We start from the raw sequence: 24547 nt of genomic DNA on the forward strand, positions 1-24547 counted from the left end.
TCATAACCGCCTATCGGGCGCATCTTGTCGCGCCGGCCCGCCCATCGCGCTTGAACCGGCCGAACGCGCATGCGATCACTGGGCGAAGACGCGAAATGACAATCGGCAATTTCCTGATGGACCACTTCCAATCCTTCGAAACCCTACCCGGCCAACATGACAAAGGCATGGTGATCCTCGGCGATCATGCCATGAACCGCCTGCCGGAACCCTATGGCCGGCTCGGCCTGCCGGAAAGCGCCTTCTCCAGGCACATCGCTTACGACATCGGCATTGAGGGCCTTACCCGCAAACTGTGCGCACGACTGGGCGTGCCGGGCGTGCTCGGCGGTTTTTCGCGCCTGCTGATCGACCCCAACAGGGGTGAGGATGACCCGACCCTGATCATGAAAATCTCCGACGGCGCCATCATCTCCGGCAACCATCCGATATCCGAAGAGGAGTGGAACTACCGGATCGAGACCTTCCACAGGCCCTATCACAATGCCGTGTCGGAGACGATCGACAGGGCGGCGAACGCGACCGGAAAGGCGCCGCTGGTACTGTCCCTCCACTCCTTCACGCCTGCCTGGAAGGGTGTTCCCCGCCCCTGGCATGCAGCCGTGCTCTGGGACAGCGACCACCGCGCTGTCGCCCCGTTACTTGAAAATCTGCGGGCCGATCCCGATCTCGTCATCGGCGACAACGAGCCCTATGACGGCGCCCTGAAGGGCGACACCATGTATCGTCATTGCATGATTACGGGCATTCCGCACGCGCTTCTGGAAGTGCGTCAGGACCTCATCAGCGATGAGGCCGGCATCGAGGAATGGGCGGTGCGTCTGGCCGCGATCTTTGCGGAGATGAACGCCGATCCGGCCCTTCATGCATACAGCGTGCACGCGTCACGCACTGGCCCCTATTGAGTGAAAGGACCTGACCATGACCACACTCAGCAAAGAACAGCAGACGGAATTCGAGGCGGCCGCGTTCCGCCGGCTCGTTGCGCATCTTCGCGAACGAACCGATGTGCAGAACATCGATCTCATGAATCTCGCCGGCTTCTGCCGTAACTGCCTGTCCAACTGGTATCGCGAGGCTGCGGAAGCTGAAGGCGTTCCCATGACGAAAGACGAATCGCGCGAGATTGTCTACGGCATGCCCTATGAAGATTGGAAGAACCTTCACCAGTCCGAAGCATCGCCTGTGCAAAAGGCAGCTTTTGAGGTGAACAACCCGCACAAATAGGCCATACGGTCTCAAAGCGCCTTGACGCTGGCGACACTTCGCGGCAGTCACTGGCAACCCGATGCATATCCCGAAATCAGGAGAACACGATGTCTGATGCACATGGCGTCGCTCGCGATCAGCTTCGCGCTTTTGTCGAGCGTATCGAACGCCTGGAAGAAGAAAAGAAGACCATCGCCGACGACATCAAGGACGTCTATGGCGAAGCCAAGGGCATGGGCTTCGACACCAAGATCCTCAAGAAGGTCGTTGCGCTGCGCAAGAAGGACGAGCAGGAACGCATGGAAGAGGATGCGATCCTCGATACCTATCTGCATGCGCTCGGCATGATCGAGTCTCCGCCGGAAGGCTGAGGGCCATCTAGCCATACTTTCAGAGAGCCGCCTTCATGGCGGCTTTCTTTTGGCTCCTTCAAGCGCCAGCGCATTTTCGCCCTGCCGCTGGTCCTAAAACAAAAAACCGCCGGAGACGATCCAGCGGCTTCTGTTTATTTCAAGATCTAGCGGATCAGCGCGTATTGAATTTACGCACTTCCATGAAGTTGACAGCCGTACCGCTGAAGCGGCCAGGATCGATCGAAGCAGTCTTCTGGAAGCCTTCGGCATAGACCGAGGTTGGCTGAGCGCGCAGCTCCTGGCTGACGAAGCGCGGAGCCTGTACCTTCTTGGACGCCATTTCGAGGCGCGCATTGGTCAGAGCCCACTGCGAGATCATCTTCTGCGTCAGCTTCGGTTCCGTACGAACGGTCTGCCGGCTTTCATCGGCGGCCACCGCTTCCTGCTTCGTCGGACGACCGCCCTTGGCGGGCAGGCCCTGTGCGACCGGGCTCTCGACGGCAACAGACTTCGGCGCCGCGACAGGAGCAGCAAAGGCTGCTGACTTCGTCATCGGAGCAAGTGCGGCGAGCTGCAGCGGCGGCTTGTCGAGTGCCGGCGGGTTCTTCGGGGCGGCAGCATTGATTGCCTGCTCCACGGTCTGCGGCTCTGAAGGCGCGTTCATAGCAACCTCACCACCACCACTCTGATCCTGCTGTTTTGCCAATGCCGCCGCCATGGCGGGCGAAAGCGTATCCTGATCGGCTTCGTCTTCACCCGCTTCAGGATCGGCATCCTGTGCAGCAAGCAGGTTTTCAGCAACGGCCGGACGTTCAGCTGGCATCGGAACGCCTGTCGACATCAGGTTCGGATCGACAGAGGCAAGTTCGGCGTCACCCGGGGAACGGCGCTGCCCAAGAAGCGACGGAACCGGAATGCTGTAACCACTGAGATCGGCGAAATGCTCAGGCTCTTGCGGCTGGCCGGCCGGCATCGCGGCAAGGGCCTGCTGGGCAGCGTTACCTGCAGACGGCGGCACCAGTGCATTGGCAACCTCGTTGCCGGCAAGCTGGTTGCTGAAGGCCGGACGAACCTGCGGCACCGGTGCATTCACGCTTGCGACTTCGGTCTGCTGTTGAGGTTCATCAGCTGCCGGGACTGCCTCAGGCTTCGGCGGCGTTGCCTTGGCGACGGCCACCGGCGTGCTGTCCTCCGAATTATCCTCTTCCTCGTCGGCGCCACCGCCAAAGAGGTAGGCAAACAGCGTCTTCTGCTTGCGAGGTTCGTCATCGGAAACGGAAGCGCCGGCGCTGGCCATCATGATCTGGCTGCCGTTCGTCACGCGGCGCTTGTAATCGGCCATTGCCTGCTGGTAGCCCGGCAGCGGCTTGCCATCGGCAGGAATATGAATGGTATTGCCGTCGGGGAAGAGCCTGACCAGCTCATCGCGGCTCATGCGCGGCCAGGCGCGAACGCCACCGACATCCATATGGACGAAAGGCGAACCGGACTTCGGATAGAAGCCGACGCCGCCGACCTGCATCTTCATGCCGATACCGCGCAGCGTGGCGAGCTTCACGTCGGGAATGAAGAAATCCATCGCCTTGCCGAGCATATGCTGGCTCTTTTCGGCAACGCCGGAATTGCGCGAACGTCCACGCAGCATCTCGTTGGTACCGGGAGAGCGGAAACCGCAGACGACGTTGATGTAATCCCTGGAGCCGGACTGGCGGTAAACTTCCCAGATGAGGTCGAAGAGGCGCGGGTCCATCTTCGTCGGCTGATTCTTGCGCCAGTCGCGAAGGAAGCGGTTGAGCTGCTCAAGGCCCTTGGGGTCGAACTTGCCGTTTCGCTTGTAGGTAATGACTGCCTTTTCACCGGTATGGATGAAATAGAGCTTCAGGCTGCGGGTATCGCCTGCAGCCTGAGACGGTGTGCTTACGAATAGAGGTGAGGAAACCGCGAGCGCAAGAAGGGCGGCCGCTGCCGTCCTAACTGCCCTTCCGCCAATCTTGGCGCACAAGCGCCAACTCAAGCGCGAAAGCTTGGTATTCCCATTCAAATTCGGCAACTCGATCCCCGTCAGACAGTCAATGTCCCGTGCTGTCTCAAATGGCTGTCAATTGCGGTCACACGATGGCAAAAATGCCACACATGATCAACCTTTTCTTTACATAGTGAACGAGCCGCTAACAAGTGGTTTATGGATGGTAACGAAATATGGTTGCCCCATTCTTAATAAAAAGGCGCTTATGCCGCATCTTTCTGAGGATTGTCGGGGTCAATGCCGTAGTCCTTGAGCTTTCTATAAAGTGTGGATCGCCCGATACCTAGCTTTCTTGCCACTTGACTCATTTGCCCTCGATAGAACTTCAGGGCAAAACGAATCAATTCTTCCTCGACATCAGCGAGACGCCGAACGTCACCAGATGGATTGACGCTCGATATTGCGTTGTCGGAAGCGTCAGTCCCGCGGCGCATCGTTTCGGCGGCGGATTCCGCTGGATAATCCTCGGGAAATTCCGCGTCCGGATCGAGGTGCGAATTGTCGGCAACGAGCGCCAGGTGATCGACGACCTCGTAGTTTGGAAGCTGGGCGGCGATCTGCGGGAAATCCGCTTCAGTCAGTTCCGGACCCTCGGCAAGCACGACAGCCCGGAAGATCGCGTTTTCGAGCTGGCGGATATTGCCAGGCCAGTCATAGGCGGTCAGCAGTGCCAGCGCGCCGGCATTGACCGTCATGCGCCGGCCGTTCTTCTGCTCGCTTGAGAAGCGTTCGGCAAAGACGCGCACCAGATGCGGAATGTCCTCCTTGCGCTTGCGCAGCGCCGGAATGGTGATCGGGAAGACGTTCAGGCGATAGTAAAGGTCTTCGCGGAAGTGGCCGTTCTTGACCTCTTCGATCAGATCCTTGTTCGTCGCCGAGATAAGGCGAACATTGACCTTGTGTGCAGTGCGCGCACCAACGGTTTCGATCTCGCCCTGTTGAACGGCGCGCAGAAGCTTCACCTGCACCTCGAGCGGCAGGTCGCCGATCTCGTCGAGGAAGATGGTGCCGCCGTCGGCTTCCATGAACTTGCCGATATGCTTTTCGGTTGCGCCGGTAAACGCACCCTTCTCGTGACCGAAGAGGATGCTTTCGACGAGATTGTGCGGAATGGCGCCGCAATTGACCGTCACGAACGGCTTGCTGGCGCGATCGCCGCCCGACTGGATGGCGCGTGCCACCAACTCCTTGCCGACGCCTGATTCGCCTTCGAGAACGACCGGGATGTTGGACTGCGAGGCGCGCTGCGCCAGATCGATCACGCGGATCATCGCCGGGCTTGCCGAAACGATATCATCGAAGCCGACGGAACCCGAGCGCGAACGGCGGCCGGCGCGGGCTTTCACCTCGCGGTGGTCGAGCTTCATGGCATTGGAGATCGACGTATTGATGCGCTCCGGAGAGACCGGTTTGACGACGAAATCGAAGGCACCGGCGCGCATGGCCTGCACGACCGTTTCGATGCCGCCCTGCCCCGTCTGGACGATGACCGGGATCTGCGTGCCGAAATCATGCAGAGCTTCGAGAAATTCGAGGCCGGTCATTTCCGGCATCATCAGGTCGAGCACGATGACATTGAAAAGGGCGGGATCACGCTTCACCATCTCCAGCCCGATGCGGCCGTTCTCGGCCTGATGCACCACATGGCCGCTACGCTCGATCGCGTTTTTGAGCAGACGGCGCTGCACGGGATCGTCCTCGACCACGAGGATCTGCCCTGCCCCTTTGAGCTCATTGTAACCGGTCATTGTCGCCTCACTTCATGCGAAACCATGAAGCGCACTCTGACAGAAAGGCTTGAACATCCTGTTTTGAGAAACAATTGCATTTTAACTGTTATGACCGGCCGCTTTCGTGCCGTAACAGGGCCTTTTTCGCGCCGAAAAACCCTTGCTGACAGGCGTTACGACGCTTAGACAGTCAGACCTGTCATAAAAGAGGAAGAGGAACCGCCCCATGAGACATATGCTTGCGCATGCCGATCTTCACCTTTCGGCAACGGCTCCCGCTGCAGCATCGGACCCGGCTCTGGGCGAGCTTCCCTCTTGGCGGCTGCAGGATCTCTACCCCTCGGCCACCTCCACCGCCTTCGTTGCCGATATGGAAAAGGCCGGCAAGGCCGCTTCCGCTTTCGAAGACAAATGGAAGGGCAAACTTGCCGAAGCAGCCGCGAAGAAGCGCGAGGAAGGCATCGGCCAGGCGCTGAAGGAATATGAGGCGCTCGACGATATCATGGGCCGCCTCGGCTCCTTCGCCGGCCTTACCTATTTCTCCGATACGTCCAACCCGGCAAACGGCAAGCTTTACGGCGACGTCCAGACCAAGCTTACCGACTATTCCGGCCGCTTGCTGTTCTTCGCTCTCGAACTCAACCGCATCGACGATGCGGCGATCGATGCCTGCATGGCGAACGATCCGCTTGCCGGCCATTACCGCCCCTGGCTGGTCGACCTGCGCAAGGACAAGCCCTACCAGCTCGAAGACCAGCTTGAGCAGCTCTTCCTCGAAAAGTCGATGACATCAGCTGCCGCCTTCAACCGTCTTTTCGATGAGACGATGGCGGAACTGCGCTTCGAGATCGACGGCGAGAAGCTGCCGCTGGAAGTGGCGCTGAACATGCTGCAGGAAAAGGATCCGGAAGTGCGCCGCAAGGCGGCAATGGCGCTCGCCGAAACCTTCAAGACCAACATCCGCATCTTTACGCTCATCACCAATACGCTCGCCAAGGACAAGGATATCGCCGATCGCTGGCGCGGCTTCGAAGACATTGCCGACAGCCGCCACCTGGCGAACCGCGTCGAGCGCGAAGTAGTCGACGCGCTTGCAGCCGCCGTCAAGGAAGCCTATCCGCGCCTCTCGCATCGCTACTACAAGATGAAGGCGAAATGGCTCGGCATGGAGCAGATGAATTTCTGGGATCGCAATGCGCCGCTTCCCGAAACCTCTGGTGCTGTCATTTCCTGGTCCGAGGCCAGGGACACGGTGCTGTCCGCCTATGGCAATTTCGCGCCGGAAATGGCTGAAATCGCCAAGCGCTTCTTTGACGAACAATGGATCGACGCCCCCGTTCGCCCCGGCAAGGCGCCCGGTGCCTTTGCTCATCCGACCGTTCCGTCGGCCCATCCCTATGTACTCGTCAACTACATGGGCAAGCCGCGCGATGTGATGACGCTCGCCCACGAACTCGGCCACGGCGTTCATCAGGTTCTTGCCGGCGCGCAAGGCGCCCTCATGTGCCAGACGCCACTGACGCTCGCCGAAACAGCTTCCGTCTTCGGCGAGATGCTGACCTTCCGCGCGCTGCTCGAACGCACGAGCGACAAGCGCGAGCGCAAGGCCATGCTTGCCCAGAAGGTCGAGGACATGATCAACACGGTCGTACGCCAGATCGCCTTCTACGAGTTCGAGCGCAAGGTCCACACCGCCCGCAAGGCCGGTGAATTGACCGCCGACGATATCGGCGAACTCTGGCTTTCCGTCCAGTCGGAAAGCCTCGGCCCGGCGATCAAGATTTCCGAAGGATATGAGACCTACTGGGCCTATATCCCCCACTTCATCCACTCGCCCTTCTATGTCTACGCCTATGCCTTCGGCGACTGCCTGGTGAACTCGCTCTATGCCGTCTATCAGAAGGCCGAGAAGGGCTTTCAGGACAAGTATTTCGACATGCTGAAGGCCGGCGGCACCAAGCATCATTCCGAACTGCTGAAGCCCTTCGGCCTGGATGCGACGGATCCTTCCTTCTGGACCAAGGGCTTGTCGATGATCGAAGGCTTGATCGACGAACTTGAGGCACTGGACAAGGCATAAGACCGCCGAAACCTGCAGTTTCGCTGGAAAAGGCAATGGCAGCCTCTGAACCTTTCATCCTGTTCCGGGACGACACGACCGGCGAAGTTATGCTCTTCGCCGGTCCGACCAGCATGATTATCGCCCGCACGAAGGCGGAATTCCTGCCGGCGCTCAAGCGGATGGAAGAGGCGCGACAGGCAGGCAAATGGCTTGCCGGCCATATCGCTTACGAATCCGGTCATCTCTTCGAAGAAAAGCTTGCTCCCTTCGCTGAAGACAACCGCGAGACACCGTTGCTGCTGTTCGGCGTCTTCGATGCTCCTCAGCCGGACGGTCATCCTCTCGCAAGGCCGCGGCAACGGCACGAAAACGAGGAATTCCTGACCGCACCGAGGGCCGGCTGGAATTTCGATACATATAAAGAGCGTTTCGACCGCCTGCACCGACATCTGCGCCTCGGCGATATCTATCAGGCCAACCTGACGATGCCGATCGTGGCTCGCTGGAGCGGCGACCCGTTGGCCGCCTTCTGGTCGCTGATCGACCGCCAGCCCGTCAGGTACGGCGCATTTGCCGATCTTGGCGGCCCCATCATACTTTCCCGGTCTCCGGAACTGTTTTTCCGCGCCGATGAAGATGGCTGGATCGAGACGCATCCGATGAAGGGTACGGCCAGGCGCGGTGCGACGCCCGCGGAAGACGCAGATATCGTTGAAGCCATGAAGGCCGACATCAAGACGCAGGCGGAGAACCGCATGATCGTCGACCTCTTACGCAATGATATCTCGCGCATCACCGAAGTCGGCACGCTGGACGTTCCAAAACTCTTCGAAATCGAGACCTATCCGACCGTCCACCAGATGGTCAGCCACGTTCAGGCGAAGCTCCTGCCCGATCTTTCCGTCCGCGACATCTTTGCCGCCCTTTTTCCCTGCGGCTCGATAACAGGTGCGCCGAAGATCCGCGCCATGGAAATCCTGCACAACCTCGAGGACGGTCCGCGCGATGCCTATTGCGGCGCAATCGGCATGATCTCGCCCGGCGGCGCGATGCGCTTTTCCGTCGCCATCCGTACCATGACGCTGTTTGACGGCGGCAAAGCAGTCTTCAATGTCGGCGGCGGCATCGTCTTCGATTCCACAGCTGAAGCCGAATATGAGGAATGCCTGCTCAAAGCCCGCTTTGCGGTCGGCGACCAATGGATTGCCCGATGACAGATTTTTCGCTGATCGAAACCCTGCGCTGGCAACCGGACGAAGGCTTCATTCGCCTCCGTCTTCATCTCGCCCGCCTCTCCCGCTCCGCCCGTCGCATCGGTTTTCCCGAGCCGATGGACGTGGTCGCGAAGCTGGAAGCGGCGGTAATCGAAGAAAAGGGACCTCGCCGTATCAGGCTGACTTTCGATCGAGAGGGTCGGATCGACGTTACCTCCGCCCCCTTCACGCCACTGCCGCAAGATACAGTCTGGAAACTCCGTCTCGCCGGCACACGTCTCGATTCCACTGACAAGCTGCTGCGCATCAAGACCACGCGCCGGGCTGTGTATGAAGCGGCGCGTGGCGAGTTCTCGCAGCAGCAGGCGGATGAAGTCATCCTGCTCAACGAGCGGCAGGAAGTATGCGAGGGAGCCATCACTTCCGTTTTCCTTGATGACGGCTCCGGCATCCTCAGGACTCCGCCGATCTCCTGCGGCCTGCTCGCCGGTGTACTGCGCACCGAACTCATCTGCCAGCGCAAGGCCCGCGTCGGCCGCATCACGCCCGACGAGTTGGACGCAGGTACGCTTTTCGTTGGAAATTCGTTGCGCGGGCTGATCCGCGCCTCGCTGCAAAAGGACTGACCATGCTGATCCTCGCCCTGACCTATGTGAAGCCGAACGAAGAGGCCGACAAGCATATGGAGCCGCATATGGCCTGGGTGAAGGAGGGATATGCCAAGGGCTGGTTCCTCGCCTCCGGCCGCAAGGTGCCCCGCACCGGCGGCGTCATTCTCGCCGTTGGCGAGCGTGCGGAGATCGAAGCCTACGTTGCGGCCGATCCCTTCACCATCCACGGTGTTGCCGAATATGACATAATGGAAGTCGCGCTGACGACAGTGACGGAAGGACTGGAGGCTCTCAAGCGCTGAGTAGCAAACCGCACGCCAATCGTCAGGCTCGAAAAGGAACGGCGATGAAACGTCCGACCTGCACGTCCCCAACCTATACACCCTATGACGGCTCGGCCCGACCCTTCACGATCGGCCTGATGCCGCTCGATACCGCTCGCTGGATCGAGCCTGACGACGAGCTCGAACGTTATATCAAGGAAAAGACGCGGCTGGCGGATGATTGCTTCGACGCCGTCTTCGTCGCAGAGGATGGGACGGAAGCTGCCCAGCAGGAGGCGCTGGATATTCTCCTCGCTCACCTTGCCGATCAGCATCCCGGAATGCTCCAGCTTGACGCTTCCAATCTGCCGCCGCTCTTCAAGGCCGGTTCGCTCATCCAGGACGATCTCGTTCTGATGCGCCGCAAGACAGATAGCTGGCGTCTCGTCGCCGCCCATGTCGCCTTTCCCTCCTCATGGTCGCTGCGCGAGAAATTCGGACGTCCGATGCATGAAATCCACGCGGATGTGCCGGGCTTCGGCGAAGGCACCCGCAATGCAACACTGATTACTCGCATCTTCGACAGCCTGCAGATCGCCCAGCCGGTCGAGCGGCTGAACTGGTCGGTGAACGCCACCGCCGATCTCTTCCTCCCCGTCTCGAAACATCGCCGGCCACCCTATGCCGAGGCCTTCACACTTGAAGAGCGCTTCGTCCGCGTCGAACGCCAGACCCTTCGCAAGCTGCCTGTGTCGGGCGACATTCTCTTCACCATCCGCATCTATATCGATCCGATCGCCGTCATCGCCCGCCATCCGCAGGCGCAAAAGCTCGCATCAAGCTTTGCCGATCAGCTGGAGGCGCTCGACGACCAGCAGACGGCCTACAAAGGGCTGAGCCTGCAACGGACGGAACTCGTGCGGAAATTGCGCGCGGTTTGCAGCGCCGATATTTGACCTTTGCGGGGGGAACACTCTTTATTGTGACGCCATTTTGTGGTTAGAGCCGGTCACCTCGCGAGCTTCGCGGCATCTTCACATGAATTCTTTAGGCTGAAGGCCTTCCTTCCCTTCCAACAGGAGAAAAGAATGACGGAACAGAACTATCCGGTATATGGCGAAATTACCGGTCCGATCGTCATGATCGGCTTTGGCTCCATCGGCCGCGGCACGCTGCCCCTGATCGAGCGCCACTTCAAATTCGACAAGAGCCGGATGGTTGTCATCGACCCGCGCACGGACGATGCCCACATTCTGGAAAAGCATGGCGTCAAACACATCCAGGCGCATGTGACGAAGGACAACTACAAGGAGCTGCTGAAGCCGCTCCTGACTGAAGGCGAAGGCCAGGGTTTCTGCGTCAACATCTCGGTAGATACCTCCTCGCTCGATATCATCAAGCTCTGCCGCAAGCTTGACGTGCTCTATATCGATACCGTCGTCGAGCCCTGGCTCGGCTTCTATTTCGACAAGGACATGAAGAACGAAGACCGCACCAACTATGCGCTTCGCGAAACCGTTCGCAAGGAAAAGGCCAAGAACCCCGGCGGCACGACTGCCGTTTCCACCTGCGGCGCAAACCCGGGCATGGTCTCCTGGTTCGTCAAGCAGGGGCTTTTGAACCTTGCGCGTGACATGGGCCTGAAGTTCGACGAGCCGGGCCAGGACGACCGCGAAGAATGGGCGAAGCTCATGAAGAAGGTCGGCGTCAAGGGCGTCCACATCGCCGAACGCGACACTCAGCGCACCATTCATCCGAAGCCGCTCAACGTCTTCTGGAACACCTGGTCCGTCGAAGGCTTCATCTCTGAAGGTCTGCAGCCGGCGGAACTCGGCTGGGGCACCCATGAAAATTGGATGCCGAAGAACGCCAAGAAGCACAAGAAGGGCAACAAGGCCGCCATCTACCTTGAGCAGCCCGGCGCCAACACCCGCGTTCGCACCTGGTGCCCGACGCCCGGCCCGCAGTACGGCTTCCTCGTCACCCATAACGAGTCGATCTCGATCGCCGACTTCTTCACGGTCAGGGACAAGGACGGCGACGTTACCTATCGTCCGACCTGCCACTACGCCTACCATCCGGCCAACGACGCGGTTCTGTCGCTGCATGAGATGTTCGGCAATGGCGGCAAGGCACAGCCGGTTCTCCACGTTCTCGACGAGAACGAGCTGGTCGACGGCGTCGACGAGCTCGGCGTCCTGCTCTACGGCCATGACAAGAACGCCTACTGGTACGGTTCGCGCCTGTCTCTGGAAGAGACCCGCCGCATTGCCCCCTACCAGAACGCGACTGGTCTGCAGGTGACCTCTGCCGTTCTCGCGGGCATGGTTTGGGCGATCGAAAATCCCAAGGCCGGCATCGTCGAAGCCGACGAAATGGATTACAAGCGCTGCCTCGAAGTGCAGCTGCCCTATCTCGGCCCGGTTGAGGGTCACTACACCGACTGGACCCCGCTCGACGGCCGCCCGGGCCTGTTCCCGGAAGACATCGACACCAAGGATCCGTGGCAGTTCAAGAACATCCTGGTTCGCTGAACCCTGCCATACGTCTTCGAAGATGCCCGCTGTCAGGCGGGCATTTTTGTAACGCCTTCTGTCTAAATGCCGGCCGACCTCCGTCGAAGGCTTGCCTTCGTGGAAGGCCCGCGCCATGTTTTTGGCGGACTGTCGCGGATAGTTTCCGCCTAGATTCGCCGGGAGAAGCCCTATGAAAGTCAGAACTGGTCTCGTTCTTGCGGTTGCATCGGCAGCCCTTGCTGCCTGTGTTTCCTCCGGCCCACGCCCCCTTCCCGTCGCATCGGCACCCGCTCCTGCCGGTGTCGAGGGCACCTGGGCCGATCCGAACGGGATCGTCTCCACCTTCCAGTCCGGCACCTTCACGACGCGCACGACAGACAGCAACCAGCTTCTGGCCTCGGGCACCTATACCAATAAGTCGCCGACGCTGGTGGAAATCAACATGACCTCGCTTGTTCGCAACACCCAGTCGAAGGTCAATTGCGCGCTCGTCACGACGAGCCAGCTGAACTGCACCTCGGATGCCGGCGCACAGTTCGTCCTGAGCCGCCGCAGCTAAAACAGCAGATAGGGCGAAGGCCAGGCGCCATGCGAGCTTTCGCCGGTTACCTCGTCCTGTTGCTCGCAACGCCGCTTGCCGCACTTGCGGTCATTTTGCCGGCTAATGTCTATCGTGCCCAAGGCATCGCCGCCCCAGATTGCGACGGTCCGCTGCAGGTTCTGATCTTTGCCCTGCCGGCTGTCCTGATCTACGGTGCAGGCGCGTTCGTCGCCTATCGGGCCCGCCGACGCGTTCACCGCATTCTTTCCCTTCTTTGCTTGATCGTTGCGCTCGCCACGTTTTCGAATATTGCAGCGGCCACACAGGAACTCTACCGAAACGCTGCAGCCGGCGATTGCGCAGGGTAACCGGCCGGCTTTTTTGCCTGGCTCCCCTTGGAAAGCCGCTCCCCTGGTCCAGCTTTCCCTTGCGGCTCTCCATCGTCTGATGGAACATCCGCCAGCCGGGAAACCGCCCCGGTGGATTATGGAAGGGGCTGGCGAGGATCAGGGGATCTTCGCCCCTAATCAGGAGAACAGGGATGACGAAGTCTTTCAGCTTCGGTCTTTTGACCGCGTCTATTCTGGCGCTGAGTACGAGCGCCGCATTTGCGGATTACGAACTCAATATTCTTCATATCAACGATTTCCACTCGCGCATCGAATCGATCAACAAGTTCGATTCCACCTGCTCTGCCGAGGAAGAGGGCAAGAATGAGTGTTTCGGTGGTGCCGCGCGCCTGAAGACCGCGATCGACCAGCGCCGCCAGGCTTTGACGGGCAAAAACACGCTGCTGCTCAACGCCGGCGACAATTTCCAGGGCTCGCTGTTTTACACGACCTACAAGGGCGCAGCCGAAGCCGAGATGCTGAACATGATGAAGTTCGATGCGATGACCGTCGGCAATCATGAATTCGACGACAGCGAAGATGGGCTCGCGACCTTCCTCGACAAGGTGCAGTTCCCCGTCGTCACCGCAAACGTCAAGGCAAGTGCTGCCTCCAAGATCGGCGACCGTGTCAAGCCTTCGCTCGTTCTTGATATCGGCGGCCAGAAGATCGGCATCGTCGGCGCCGTCACCAACGACACGCCCGAGCTTTCCTCCCCCGGCCCGAATGTGACCATTGCCGACGACGTCCAGAGCATTACGGCTGAAGTTCAGAAGCTGAAGAGCGAAGGCGTCAACAAGATCATTGCGCTTACCCATGTCGGCTACCCGCGCGATCTCGCCATGATCGCCAAGATCCCTGATGTCGACGTGGTCGTCGGCGGTCATTCGCACAGCCTGCTGTCGAACACGGATCCGAAAGCCGAGGGCCCCTATCCGACGATGGTCGACAATCCCGGCGGCTACAAGGTGCCGGTGGTGCAGGCCGCCTCCTACAGCAAATATCTCGGCGATCTCGTCGTCAATTTCGATGATAACGGCGTCGTCAAGGAAGCCAAGGGCGACCCCATCCTGATCGATTCCTCCTTCACGCCCGACCCGGCCGTCGCGGCACGCATTGTCGAACTGGCAAAGCCGATCGAAGAGCTGCGCAAGAAGGTGATCGGATCCTCGGAAGGCCCGATCGAGGGCGACCGCAAGGTCTGCCGCGTCAAGGAATGCTCGATGGGCAACCTGGTCGCCGATGCCATACTTGACCGCAGCAGGAACCAGGGCGTGACCATTGCCATCCAGAACGGCGGCGGCCTGCGTGCCTCCATCGACGGCGGCGACGTCACCCAAGGCGAAGTCATCACTGTGCTGCCCTTCCAGAATACGCTCGCAACCTTCCAGCTGACCGGTGCCGATATCGTCAAGGCGCTCGAAAACGGCGTCAGTCAGATTGACCAGGGCGCCGGCCGGTTCCCGCAGGTCGCCGGCCTGAAATTCACCTTCGACCAGTCGAAGCCGGTCGGCGGCCGCGTCAGCGACGTGCTGGTCAAGGACGGCGACAATTTCGTGCCGATCGACAATGCCAAGACCTATGGCGTCGCCACCAACAACTTCATGCGCGCCGGCGGCGATGGCTATGTCGCCTTCAAGGACGGCCAGAATGCCTACGACTTCGGTCCGGATCTGGCCGATGTGACGGCCGAATATGTCGCCGCACACTCGCCCTATAAGCCCTACACGGACGGCCGCATCACTGAAATTGCGCAGGCTGCTCCCTCCACGGAGGCTCCGGCAGCTTCGGCTCCCGCTGCTCCTGCACCCGCGGCTCCGGCGCCTGCTGCGCCGGCTCCATCTGCAGAACCCGCACCGGCCCCTGCCACTCCCGCTCCGGCAGCCTCCGCAACCGCGGCGCCCTCGACACACGTCATCGCTGCCGGCGATACGTTCTGGGATCTCGCCAAGACCTTCTACGGCGATGGAGCCGAATGGCGCAAATTGTCGGAAGCCAATGGCAGCCCGAACCCGCGCCATTTGCGGATCGGCGAGGAAATCCAGGTTCCCGCCAAGTAAGACGATTTGTCCCGATCATGAGAGCCGGTCCGGGGTTCCCCGGGCCGGCTTTTCTTCTTATAGGGTGAACCGTGACCGGCCGGCTGCGTATGAGCCGGCGAGGCACGAAAGCGCGTTGGGGCCAGAATGACAGATACTTCACTCCGCCCGGCGGATCATCCCGCCGTCAAATTCGGCAAGGTCGGCGTCCTGCTGGTCAATCTCGGCACGCCTGACGGCACCGATTACACGTCCATGCGCCGCTACCTGCGCGAATTCCTGACCGACAAACGCGTCATCGAATGGTCGCCCTGGAAGTGGTATCCGATCCTGTTCGGCATCGTACTCAACACGCGCCCGCAGAAAGTTGGCAAGGCCTATGAGACGATCTGGAACAAGGAGCTGAATGAAAGCTGGCTGCGCACCTATACCCGCAATCAGTCGGATTTCATGGCTGAACGCCTGAAGGACCTGCCAAACGTCAAGGTCGATTGGGCGATGCGCTACGGCACCCCTTCGATCCCCTCGCGCATCGAAGCGCTGAAAGATGAAGGCTGCGACCGCATCCTGCTCTTCCCGCTTTATCCGCAATATGCAGCCGCCACCACGGCAACCGTCAATGACAAGGCCTTCCAGAAGCTGCTCACCATGCGCTGGCAGCCGGCATTGCGCACGGTTCCTGACTACCATGACGACGAGACCTATATCGAAGCCCTGGCAAAATCCGTCGAGCAGCATCTCGCTACCCTCGACTGGAAACCGGAGATGCTGCTCGCCTCCTTCCACGGCATCCCGCTCTCCTATTTCCAGCAGGGCGATCCCTACTACTGCCAGTGTCAGAAGACAGGGCGCCTGCTGCGCGAGCGTCTGGGGCTCACCAAGGAGAACTTCATGGTCACCTTCCAGTCCCGTTTCGGGCCGGAAGAATGGCTGCAGCCCTATACCGACAAGACCGTCGAGAAGCTCGCGCAGGACGGTGTCAAACGCATCGCCGTCATGAACCCCGGCTTCGTTTCCGACTGTCTGGAAACACTGGAAGAGATCGCGGAACAGGCCGCCCATTCTTTCAAGCACAATGGCGGCGAGCAGTTCGCACATATTCCCTGCCTGAACGACGGTGAAGACGGCATGCAGGTGCTGGAAAAAGTCGTGCGCCGCGAGCTGCTCGGCTGGGCTTGATCCCTGCGGCGCCAGATTTTCTGGCGCCTGCAATAGATAAAAGCGCTCTGCGCCCCAGATCTAGAGAATGGCCGGCAGGCGATTGCAATCGCGTCGCAGACACGACTGCATCCCGCACATTCACGGCCTGCCGCCTTATTGATCTGGACGCATTTGCTGACTTCGGGTTTGAGAAAATTGATTGTCTTCGCCAGCTTGCTCGTTATCGCAGGGGGCAGTTATTTCGTTTGGGAGCGTTGTCAGCGGATCTCTGCCAGCACCCCTCCGAAAGGCATCGTCGGGCAGGTCGCGTGTCAACTCCGCCTCCGCGATGTCAAAACCAGCAATCTGAGGCCGGACGATCAACCGTTTCTCACCAATTGCCTCATGGGCGGCTACATCACCAAGAGCGACCTTGACGACGTCGGCCTATCACCCTGATTTGACAGGCGCAGCCGTCATTCCTTCCTTGCAAATATCGTGCTAACTCACCACGTCAGTTAGGTGGGCTTAGGGAGGAATACATGCTGCTGGGCGGCTTCGATATCGTCGTGATCGTATTGGTGATTTTCGTCATCATGGTGCTCTTTGCGGGTATCAAGACGGTTCCGCAGGGCTATCGCTATACGATCGAGCGTTTCGGCCGCTACACACGCACGCTGGAACCGGGCCTCAACCTGATCACCCCTTTCATTGAGCGTGTCGGCGCCAGGATGAACGTGATGGAACAGGTACTGAGCGTGCCGACCCAAGAGGTGATTACCAAGGACAATGCTTCGGTCTCAGCCGATGCCGTATCCTTCTACCAGGTGCTGAATGCCGCTCAGGCCGCCTATCAGGTCTCCAATCTGGAAAATGCTATCCTGAACCTCACCATGACCAATATCCGCTCCGTCATGGGCTCGATGGACCTCGACGAACTGCTCTCCAATCGCGATGCAATCAACGACCGGCTGCTGCGTGTTGTCGACGAAGCTGTGCATCCCTGGGGCATCAAGGTTACCCGCGTTGAGATCAAGGACATCCAGCCGCCGCGCGATCTCGTTGACGCGATGGCCCGCCAGATGAAAGCCGAGCGCGAGAAGCGTGCTCAGGTGCTGGAAGCCGAAGGTTCGCGCAACGCGCAGATTCTGCGAGCCGAGGGCGCCAAGCAATCCGCCATCCTCGAGGCCGAAGGCCAGCGCGAAGCCGCCTTCCGCAACGCTGAAGCCCGTGAGCGCCTGGCCGAGGCCGAGGCCAAGGCGACGCGCATGGTCTCCGAAGCCATCGCCGTTGGCGACGTACAGGCGATCAACTATTTCGTTGCACAGAAATATACGGAAGCGCTGGCATCGATCGGCCAGGCGAACAATGCCAAGGTCGTGCTGATGCCGATGGAGGCTTCCTCCATTCTCGGTTCGCTTGCCGGTATCGGTTCGATCGCCCGCGAAGTCTTTGGCGACGGCAACAATCCGCCGCCGCCACGCCCGCGTCCTGGTCCGGTGCGTTCGACGCCTCCGGTCGCCCCGCCTGCGCCCAGTCCCTTCAATCCCAGTTCGGAGCGATGAGCGATGTTGGCGAAGATCGTCGGCGAACTTGGACCGTGGAGTTGGTGGGTGGCAGGTCTCGTGCTGCTTGCCGCCGAAATGGTCGTGCCCGGCTTCTTCCTCGTCTGGATCGGGCTTGCCGCACTTGCCGTCGGCGTTCTGTCGCTTCTCTTCTGGGATGCCGCCTTCTGGGTCTGGGAACTTCAGGCGATCCTCTTCGCCATCCTGGCGGTCGCTGCAACATTCATTGGAAGGCGGCTGACTTTGCGTAACGACAGGACGGACGAGCCGTTCCTCAATCAGCGCGGCGCGAGCCTTGTTGGTCGTACCGCGACACTACACGAACCGATCCGCGAAGGCCGCGGCCGCATTCGTCTCGACGACACGATGTGGCAGGTCATGGGGCCGAATCTTCCGGCCGGAACACAGGTCAGGGTCGTTTCCAGCAGCGGCCGCGACCTGACGGTGGAACCGACCTGATCAGGCGACTCCGATCCGCAAGAGATCGTGGAAATGAACGAGCCCGATCGGCCGTTGATCGTCGTCGACGACGATAAGCGCACCGATCTTGTATTGTTCGAGCAGCGCCATGGCCGCAGTCGCCAGGATCGTCGGCCTCACAGTCTTCGGCGCCTGCGTCATGATGTCGTCGACTATCAGCTCTGCGAGATTGCGGTTGAGATTGCGGGACATGTCACCATCCGTGACGATGCCGCAAAGCCGGCCCTCCGCATCCAGAACGCCGACACAGCCGAAATGCTTGTGCGACAGCACCCTGATTGCGTCAGGCACGGACGTGCCCTTGGAGACGAGCGGCAGGCGGTCACCGGTATGCATGACGTCGGCGACATGCATCAGGCTGGCACCCAGCTTGCCGCCGGGATGGAAGACATGGAAGTCCGTAGCAGTGAAGCCGCGCGCGTCCAGAAGCGCGATCGCGAGGGCATCGCCGAGCGCGAGCTGCATCATTGTCGACGTGGTCGGCGCCAGCCCGTTGGGGCAGGCCTCTTCCTCATTGGGAATTAACAGAGCAATATCTGCAGCAGTCGCCAGCGAGGACCGCGGGCTGCAGGTCATGGCGATCAGCGGAATGGAAAAACGGCGCGTGTAGGAAATGATGCTTTTCAGCTCCGCGCTCTCGCCGCCCTTCGAGATTGCGAGCACGACGTCGTCGCCGGCAATCATGCCCAGGTCGCCGTGATTGGCTTCCGCCGCATGCACGAAAAAGGCTGGCGTACCCGTTGAAGCGAAGGTGGCAGCAATCTTCGTGCCGATATGGCCGCTCTTGCCGACGCCGGTCACGATCACGCGGCCGGTATTCTCGCCAATCACCTCGACCGCCCGGGTAAAGGGTCCGGCCAGCCCATCATCGAAAGCACGCTCGAGTGCTTCCAGAGCGCGCCTTTCAATGCTGACGGTGCGCTTACCCGACTCCAGAACGCTGTTTTCGACGAGTTTTACCGCTCTTCTGATCATGGCAATGCGTTAGACCTTTTCACTTTACCTGTCCACCCGACAATCTTTCCCATGTATGAACACGCGGCCTGCGCGGCAACGAATGATTAACCACAAGGCTTTACGCTTGGGTAAGACTTCGAAGCATTTCAGGCGCGGATTGAATGGGCCAGGGAAAACAGACGAGCAGTGTGACGCCGCTCCGCGCCATGAGCCGTGCCGTCTCCATCACGGCTATCGGTTTGCTGCTCGTGCCCTCAGCTTTCGCGCAGCAGATCACATCGCAGCAACAATCGGCAGGCACGGCAAATTCCCGCACCACGGCCACGTCAGCCACGCAGCGCAGCGGCGCGGGCAACGCGGCGCCGGACGGCGGTGGCGCGGGCGATGATGCGACCGCCCCTGCCAACACCTCGACACCGGCACAGGACGCAGACAGCGCAATAGCACCCGCTCGATCACCGCTGCCCGACGACGAGATCACCGGTTCGATCCTGGACGAGGATATGCGCAGGCTGAACACCCGCGAGCCCCGCCTCGACGAGACACAGGCACGCAAGGTATCTGAGAGCGTCTCGACCGAGCAGACGCCGGGGATCCCGCTCGGCAGCTTTGTACTGCGCCCGAGCGTCACACAAACGATCAACACCGAAACCACGAAGGATGGCGGCACGAAAAAAAGCCGCGGTTTTCTCGAAACCGACATGGGCGCGACGCTGACCTCCGACTGGAGCCGGCATCAGCTGACCGTGACCTCCGAAGGAGCCTGGCAGCAGAACATCAGCGGCGAGGGTGAAGAACAGCCATCCTTCAAGATCGATGGCGATCTGCGGTTGGACCTGACACGCGACACCGTCGGCCACATCACCGGCGGCTATAATTTCTACCGCGAAGACACGGATGATCCGGATGCGATCACCAACGCGGATCAGCAATCCGATGTACAGGAGTTTACCGGCGGCGCATCCATCGAGCACGACTTCGGCATCTTGCGCGGAACCGCCGCTCTCGCACTCTCCCGTTCGATCTATTCGGACGCCGAGCTTTCGAACGGTACGACAGTTTCGATGAGCGACCGCAACGAGACTACGGGGACCGTGCGCGGCCGCATCGGCTATGAACTGTCGCCCGCCCTCATTCCGTTTATCGAAGCGTCTATCGGCAAGACGAATTACGATGAACGCACCGATTCATCGGGTTACCGGCGTTCGGGAGACAGCTACGGCGGCAAGGGCGGCGTGCAGGTCGATATGGGCGAAAAACTCAAGGGCGAGGTCGCAGTCGGTTATGCGACGGCGGATTTCGACGACAGCCGCCTGAAATCGATCGACACGGCAACACTCGATGCAAGCCTGCTCTGGTCGCCGATCCGCGGAACGAATGTCAATCTGGATCTGCAGACCAGCATCCAGCCGTCGACGGCGGCGGGCGAAAGCGGCTATGTCTCGCATCAGCTGACGACAACGGTCGATCATCAGCTGCGCGACAATCTGGTAACGACGGTTATCGGCGGGGTGACGCTACGCGACTATCCAAGCGGCAGCACGATCAGCGACGAGACGGTTTACACCGCCTCGACTGGTCTTATCTGGAATATCAACCGATACCTCGATTTGACCAGCACGCTTGGCTACGAGCTGACGACCCGCAAGGAAGGCGACGACTCGCAGCAATGGCGAGCCGGCGTCGGTCTCAAATTGAAGCGCTGAACAACCTTACTTCAGGCGGGCGAGCAGGTTCTTGAAACCGTCTTCGACGGTCGGGCGGATATCCGCGCGCTCAAGAGCAAAAGCAACGTTGGCGAGGATGAAACCGTCCTTTGCTCCGCAATCGTATGTCTCGCCCTTGAAGTGGTAGCCGGCGAAATCCTGTTCCTTCAGCAGTTTCAGCATGCCGTCGGTGAGCTGGATTTCGTTGCCGGCGCCGCGCTCCTGGGTCTCCAGGATCTTGAAGATTTCCGGCTGCAGGATGTAACGGCCGTTGATGAAGAAATTGGACGGAGCCGTACCCTTGGCCGGCTTCTCGACCATGCCGGTGATGCGGAAACCTTCGCCGACGGATTCGCCAACGCCGACGATACCGTATTTGTGTGCCTGGTCGGGAGCGCATTCCTCGACGGCGATGATGTTGCCGCCGCTATGCTCATAGAGATCGATCATGCCCTTCATGCAGCCTTTTTGAGCCTTCATGATCATGTCGGGCAGAAGCAGGGCGAAAGGCTCGTCGCCGATGATCTCGCGGGCGCACCAGACGGCGTGGCCGAGGCCGAGCGGCTCCTGCTGACGGGTAAAGCTCACCGTGCCTGCCTTGGGAAGCTGCTGCTGCAGGAGGGTGATTTCCGCCTTCTTGGCGCGCTCCTTGAGCGTCTGCTCAAGTTCGAAATGAATATCGAAGTAATCTTCGATGACATGTTTGTTACGACCAGTAACAAAAACCAGATGTTCAATGCCCGCTTCAAGTGCTTCGTCGACGACATACTGAATGATTGGCTTGTCGACGACAGTCAGCATTTCCTTCGGAACCGCTTTTGTGGCTGGAAGGAATCGCGTTCCCAGGCCTGCAACCGGAAATACTGCCTTACGAACTTTCTTATTCAGAGCCACACCGACCTCCTGTTTTGACTATACCGCTTTTAATTCAACGCTATATCGATTTGAACTAGTATAGAATTGCTACCGTTTTGCAAATGGTGACTGGACCGGCCGCCCATGGTAAAGAATTTGTTGACTCCGTTCCTGTAATTTCAGCGTAGGACGGGCATGACGTACTGCCCAGGCTAAAACTGAAGATGACGGATACGACTGCCGATGACCCAAAAATATATAAACTCCCTTCGTGGTCTTGCTCTCGCCCTCGTTGTCGCCACAGCGACCGGACTGGCCCCCAATAACGCAAAAGCGGATGCCCGGTTCCAGAAATGGATCGCGGACTTCTACCAAACTGCCGCGCAGAGTGGCATCAGTAAGGCAACCTATCAGAAAGCCTTTTCGGGGGTAAGCGAGCCTGACCCAACGGTACTGGAAAAGGCGACCTATCAGCCTGAATTCACATCTAAAATCTGGGATTACGTCGATTCCCGCGTCAATCCCTATACTGTGGAAATCGGCCGCAAGATGGCCGCCAAGTATGGCAAGACGCTGGATGCGATCCAGCGCCAATTCGGTGTCGACAAATCGATTCTGCTCGCCATCTGGTCGATGGAATCAAATTACGGCGCAGTTCTCGCTAAGGATGAGCGCCTTCACTATGTGCCGCGCGCATTGGCAACGCTTGCCTATGCCGACCCCAAGCGTGCCAAATTTGCCAAGAAGCAGTTGATCGCAGCGCTGAAGATCCTGCAGAACGGCGACGTGCCCGCCAAGCAAATGACCGGGTCGTGGGCCGGCGCCATGGGCCACACTCAGTTCATACCGACAAGCTATCTTCTCTACGCCGTCGATGCCGATGGCAACGGCCATCGCGACATCTGGAATTCGGTGCCCGATGCGCTGGCGACTTCGGCCAACCTTCTCATGAAGAACGGCTGGGACACCGGCAGGACCTGGGGCTACGAGGTTGCGGTGCCGGCATCCGCCGCCCAGCAGACCGGCAAGACGCGTACACTCGCCCAATGGGCGGCCCTCGGACTGAAGCGTCCGAATGGCAAGCCTTTCAAGGACGGCGATACCCGCGCCATGCTGAAGATGCCGGCGGGTGCGGATGGCCCAGGCTTCCTGATGACGGCGAACTTCTTCACCATCAAGAACTACAATGCCTCCGATAGCTACGCTCTTGCCGTCGGCCTTCTTGCAGACCAGATCGCCGGCTTTGGCGGCATGCAGCAGCGATGGCCGCGTCCCCAAGGTGCGCTGGACATCACCGAGAAGTTCGAATTGCAAACGCGCCTGAAGACGCTTGGCTACTATAGCGGCGATGTCGACGGCAATTTCGGATCCGGCTCCAAGGCAGCCATCGCAGCCGTTCAGGAGCGCATAGGCATGCAGCCGGATGGTGAGCCATCGCTCTCGCTTCTCGATGCACTGCGCCGTTAAGGCGCCGCACGTCCAGACACATGAAAGACGCCTTAACTCGTTGAATTTACGCATCGTGCCTTCCGGGAATCGATAATGATTTTCGAGCCGATGCTGTAGAAGCGGGGAAAGCCTGACCTAAATAATACGGGTAGAGTGGACGGAAAGCTGCTGCCTATGCAAAATGCCCGGCAGATGCGGAACTGCCCGATGACAAGAAAAATTAACCGGACCCGATGGATTCGTGGGCTTGCGCTCGCCGCAGCCGCGTTGTCTCTTTGCCTGGGTTCAATGCTGCCGGCCCATTACGCCGAGGCGCAGGAGCTTCGTTATCAGCGTCGCTCCATCCTCGATTTCTTTCTCGGCCGCCGTTACATCGACGAGAATCCACAGCCCGAAATGCGCGACCAGCCGCGGCGGCAACAGCAGCCCCGCAGGCGCCCGCCTGCGCAGAAGGCCGTGACACCAATGCGCACGGCGCCGGTCGCGCCCAGCCAACCCGTGGTCCAAAAGCTCGACAACGCCCAGAAAATTCTGGTCGTTGGCGACTTTCTGGCCGGCGGGCTGGGTGACGGCCTCACCGCTGCTTTCGAAACCTCGCCCGGTGTCGTGGTCGAAGCCCGCAGCAACGTCTCGTCTGGCCTCGTTCGCGACGACTACTACAATTGGCCCGGCGAATTGCCGAAAATGATCGACGAGCTGAAACCGGCAATGGTCGTCGTCATGATCGGCGCCAACGATCGCCAGCAGATGGTGACGGATGCCGGCAAGGAAAAATTCCGCACCGATGGCTGGTTCAGCGAATATCAGCGCCGCGTGCTGGCCTTCGGCAAGGAGGTAACGAGCCGCAAGATTCCGCTGCTCTGGGTCGGACTTCCCGCCTTCGAATCCGATTCGATGACCGCTGACGCCGTGCAGATGAACCAGCTCTACCGCAATCAACTGGAAAGTATCGGTGGCGAATTCGTCGATATCTGGGACGGCTTCGTGGACGAGAATGGCAAGTTCATCGTCACCGGCTCCGATGTCAACGGCCAGCAGGTGCGCTTGCGCACGACCGATGGCATCAACCTGACGCAGGCAGGTCGCCGCAAGCTGGCCTTTTACGTGGAAAAGCCAGCGCGTCGCCTTCTCGGCACTCAGGCGAGCCCCGATCTCGTGCGCCTCGATCCCGGCAACCTGCCGGCGCTGACGCTGCCCAACAATCCGGTTGAACACACGCAGCCGATCAGCCTGTCCGACCCGAACCTCGATGGCGGAGCGGAACTGCTCGGCGCCAGCAAGATACCGCCGGTGACGCTGACGAAATCGCCGCGCGATCTCTTGGTTGAACAGGGGGAAATGGCGCCGGCGCCGGCGGGGCGTATAGACGATTACCGCATGCCGACGCTGAAGACGACGGCGGAAGTCTCCATAAAATAGGAAAGGGCCGTTTGAGCGGCCCT

General features: G+C 59.9%; 22 protein-coding genes. 18 read left to right on the forward strand and 4 right to left on the reverse strand.

Annotation, left to right across the window (positions count from 1 at the left end; translation table 11 throughout):
- Positions 1-116 precede the first annotated feature (116 nt).
- The 3 genes from LVY75_29365 to LVY75_29375 all read left to right on the forward strand — a co-directional run bounded on the left by LVY75_29365 (position 117) and on the right by LVY75_29375 (position 1580).
- On the forward strand, positions 117-905 hold the full coding sequence (locus LVY75_29365) for an N-formylglutamate amidohydrolase (GenBank protein ID XAZ25854.1): 789 nt from the start codon (positions 117-119) through the stop codon (positions 903-905).
- Between the two features lie 16 nt (positions 906-921).
- Positions 922-1227, forward strand: coding sequence for a DUF1244 domain-containing protein (locus LVY75_29370; GenBank protein XAZ22876.1), 306 nt, complete (start codon positions 922-924; stop codon positions 1225-1227).
- Between the two features lie 89 nt (positions 1228-1316).
- Positions 1317-1580 carry a DUF2312 domain-containing protein gene (locus LVY75_29375; protein ID XAZ22877.1) on the forward strand — a complete coding sequence of 88 codons (264 nt, stop codon included), beginning with the start codon at positions 1317-1319 and terminating at the stop codon, positions 1578-1580.
- A 154-nt stretch (positions 1581-1734) separates the two neighbouring features.
- Here the strand turns inward: LVY75_29375 and LVY75_29380 are convergent, their stop codons facing one another.
- Both LVY75_29380 and LVY75_29385 read right to left on the reverse strand, forming a co-directional pair.
- Entirely contained in the window at positions 1735-3612 is a 1878-nt protein-coding gene (locus LVY75_29380; GenBank protein ID XAZ22878.1) for a DUF882 domain-containing protein, read from the reverse strand.
- A gap of 179 nt (positions 3613-3791) precedes the next feature.
- Positions 3792-5336 (reverse strand): sigma-54 dependent transcriptional regulator, encoded by a 1545-nt coding sequence (locus LVY75_29385; GenBank protein ID XAZ22879.1) that lies wholly within the window; start codon positions 5334-5336, stop codon positions 3792-3794.
- Positions 5337-5544: 208 nt separating this feature from the next.
- On the opposite strand from LVY75_29385, the gene LVY75_29390 reads away from it, so the two are divergent.
- From LVY75_29390 to LVY75_29445, 12 genes are all read left to right on the forward strand, one after another.
- Positions 5545-7398 carry a M3 family oligoendopeptidase gene (locus tag LVY75_29390; GenBank protein XAZ22880.1) on the forward strand — a complete coding sequence of 618 codons (1854 nt, stop codon included), beginning with the start codon at positions 5545-5547 and terminating at the stop codon, positions 7396-7398.
- 35 nt (positions 7399-7433) lie between these two features.
- A complete protein-coding gene (locus LVY75_29395; protein XAZ22881.1) occupies positions 7434-8594 on the forward strand; it encodes an aminodeoxychorismate synthase component I in 1161 nt (386 codons plus the stop codon).
- Complete coding sequence (locus LVY75_29400; GenBank protein XAZ22882.1) at positions 8591-9220, forward strand: aminotransferase class IV family protein; 630 nt, start codon at positions 8591-8593, stop codon at positions 9218-9220. The genes LVY75_29395 and LVY75_29400 overlap by 4 nt, the downstream gene beginning before the upstream one ends.
- Positions 9221-9222: 2 nt before the next feature.
- A complete protein-coding gene (locus tag LVY75_29405) occupies positions 9223-9507 on the forward strand; it encodes a YciI family protein (protein ID XAZ22883.1) in 285 nt (94 codons plus the stop codon).
- A gap of 44 nt (positions 9508-9551) precedes the next feature.
- Positions 9552-10424 (forward strand): DUF3445 domain-containing protein, encoded by an 873-nt coding sequence (locus LVY75_29410; GenBank protein XAZ22884.1) that lies wholly within the window; start codon positions 9552-9554, stop codon positions 10422-10424.
- Positions 10425-10556: 132 nt separating this feature from the next.
- On the forward strand, positions 10557-12002 hold the full coding sequence (locus LVY75_29415; GenBank protein XAZ22885.1) for a homospermidine synthase: 1446 nt from the start codon (positions 10557-10559) through the stop codon (positions 12000-12002).
- 172 nt (positions 12003-12174) lie between these two features.
- Positions 12175-12543 (forward strand): hypothetical protein, encoded by a 369-nt coding sequence (locus LVY75_29420; GenBank protein ID XAZ22886.1) that lies wholly within the window; start codon positions 12175-12177, stop codon positions 12541-12543.
- A 29-nt stretch (positions 12544-12572) separates the two neighbouring features.
- A complete protein-coding gene (locus tag LVY75_29425; GenBank protein ID XAZ22887.1) occupies positions 12573-12893 on the forward strand; it encodes a hypothetical protein in 321 nt (106 codons plus the stop codon).
- 173 nt (positions 12894-13066) lie between these two features.
- Positions 13067-14974, forward strand: coding sequence for a 5'-nucleotidase C-terminal domain-containing protein (locus LVY75_29430; GenBank protein ID XAZ22888.1), 1908 nt, complete (start codon positions 13067-13069; stop codon positions 14972-14974).
- 126 nt (positions 14975-15100) lie between these two features.
- A complete protein-coding gene (hemH, locus tag LVY75_29435; GenBank protein XAZ22889.1) occupies positions 15101-16132 on the forward strand; it encodes a ferrochelatase in 1032 nt (343 codons plus the stop codon).
- 503 nt (positions 16133-16635) lie between these two features.
- Positions 16636-17658, forward strand: a complete 1023-nt coding sequence (locus LVY75_29440) for an SPFH/Band 7/PHB domain protein (protein XAZ22890.1) — start codon at positions 16636-16638, stop codon at positions 17656-17658.
- 3 nt (positions 17659-17661) lie between these two features.
- On the forward strand, positions 17662-18117 hold the full coding sequence (locus tag LVY75_29445) for an NfeD family protein (protein XAZ22891.1): 456 nt from the start codon (positions 17662-17664) through the stop codon (positions 18115-18117).
- On the opposite strand, the gene LVY75_29450 is transcribed toward LVY75_29445, so the two are convergent.
- The gene (locus LVY75_29450; protein ID XAZ22892.1) at positions 18118-19113 is read right to left on the reverse strand and encodes a KpsF/GutQ family sugar-phosphate isomerase; all 996 of its coding nucleotides are present in this window, start codon (positions 19111-19113) and stop codon (positions 18118-18120) included.
- A gap of 143 nt (positions 19114-19256) precedes the next feature.
- Between LVY75_29450 and LVY75_29455 the strand changes: the two genes are divergently transcribed.
- Positions 19257-20801 (forward strand): outer membrane beta-barrel protein, encoded by a 1545-nt coding sequence (locus LVY75_29455; protein XAZ22893.1) that lies wholly within the window; start codon positions 19257-19259, stop codon positions 20799-20801.
- A 6-nt stretch (positions 20802-20807) separates the two neighbouring features.
- Here the strand turns inward: LVY75_29455 and galU are convergent, their stop codons facing one another.
- Positions 20808-21695, reverse strand: coding sequence for a UTP--glucose-1-phosphate uridylyltransferase GalU (galU, locus tag LVY75_29460; GenBank protein XAZ22894.1), 888 nt, complete (start codon positions 21693-21695; stop codon positions 20808-20810).
- Between the two features lie 204 nt (positions 21696-21899).
- On the opposite strand from galU, the gene LVY75_29465 reads away from it, so the two are divergent.
- Positions 21900-23123 (forward strand): lytic murein transglycosylase, encoded by a 1224-nt coding sequence (locus tag LVY75_29465; GenBank protein ID XAZ22895.1) that lies wholly within the window; start codon positions 21900-21902, stop codon positions 23121-23123.
- Positions 23124-23312: 189 nt separating this feature from the next.
- Complete coding sequence (locus tag LVY75_29470) at positions 23313-24524, forward strand: DUF459 domain-containing protein (protein ID XAZ22896.1); 1212 nt, start codon at positions 23313-23315, stop codon at positions 24522-24524.
- Positions 24525-24547: the final 23 nt, after the last annotated feature.

The sequence above is a fragment of the Sinorhizobium sp. B11 genome (genome assembly GCA_039725955.1).
Lineage (GTDB): Bacteria > Pseudomonadota > Alphaproteobacteria > Rhizobiales > Rhizobiaceae > Rhizobium.